Source organism: Helicobacter sp. T3_23-1059, from assembly GCF_053654515.1.
This window is the reverse complement of record NZ_JBSIUV010000156.1, coordinates 1-1018: the sequence shown is the minus strand read 5'-3', so window position 1 is coordinate 1018 and position 1018 is coordinate 1. Positions and strand designations below refer to the sequence as shown.

Genomic DNA, 1018 nt, shown 5'->3' with positions numbered 1-1018 from the left:
CAGTTGAAAATATTGTTTGCCATTATGTTTAGCGCAAAAATACTCACTCCTTGCTATAACAATTTGTTCTTTTTGTATTTTTTTAGGCTCAACTTTATGTAGTTTATCCTTTTCTAAAATTGCCATCACTGCACCCCTTGATTGTTTAGTAGTTTGTAATTATCACAGTCTAGTTGAATACCCAAATCACACGCTTTGCCGTAGTATTGCTTAGCGATAGAGAGATTTTGCCTCACACCTTGTCCGTTTTCATAGAGAAACCCTAGATTATTGCACGCTGTGTCATGTTTCATCTCACAGGCTTTTTTGTAGAGTTCTACTGCTTTGTGGTAGTCTTGTCGCACGCCCTGTCCTTTGACATACATTACCCCTAATTTGTAGCAAGAGATTGATTGTGCTTCGCTAACTTTGTTACACCCGATTTCATAATATTTCTTTGCGCTAAAATAAGCATTTAAGCTATAGTAAGCGAATCCCAACAAATAATATGCTTCATTATCCCCTAAAGCAATAGCTCTCTCAAAATATGGTATCGCTTCTCTATAATTCTCTGTTAAGTTACAAAAACTACCCACAAAACCACAAGTATCTTTAGTGCATTCCTCCACGCTTGGTGCTACATTACCCAATGCTTCCATACCTGGTTGTCCATTATCAATCAATTCCTGACAATATGCCTGACACGCGTTTTTATCTTGATATGCAAGGTGATCCATAGAATCGCAAATTCCAATACTTAGCATACAGACTAAAATCCCACATAATAATACCACTACTTTGTTTGCTATCTTTACCATTTAAACCCCCTCTTTTTATATTCTGCAATAACAAATTCTGCTATGTCCTCATTTAGTTTTATTTTATTATTTTTGCCAACAAATATTTTGCCATTATTGTGTCCTCCATCATTTTTCATAGAGTCAAAGTTGCCATCAAAATTTTTATTACACTCTTTTTTTAGCGCATTCTTTGATATGCTACTAGAATTGCCTTTGGATAGCTTAATATAATTAAACAA

2 protein-coding genes are annotated in these 1018 nt (G+C 34.9%); both read right to left on the bottom strand.

What is annotated here, in order from left to right; translation table 11 throughout:
* Positions 1 to 125 precede the first annotated feature (125 nt).
* Entirely contained in the window at positions 126 to 797 is a 672-nt protein-coding gene (locus ACWIX0_RS13745; protein ID WP_454174546.1) for a tetratricopeptide repeat protein, read from the bottom strand.
* Positions 791 to 1018 (bottom strand): hypothetical protein (locus ACWIX0_RS13740; protein WP_454174545.1); only part of this gene is annotated, 228 nt, incomplete at its 5' end. The genes ACWIX0_RS13740 and ACWIX0_RS13745, both read right to left, overlap by 7 nt.

What these genes read in the sequence shown, in the direction of transcription:
- ACWIX0_RS13745 (WP_454174546.1), bottom strand. Translation starts at nt 797, where the DNA reads ATGGTAAAGATAGCAAACAAAGTAGTGGTATTATTATGTGGGATTTTA.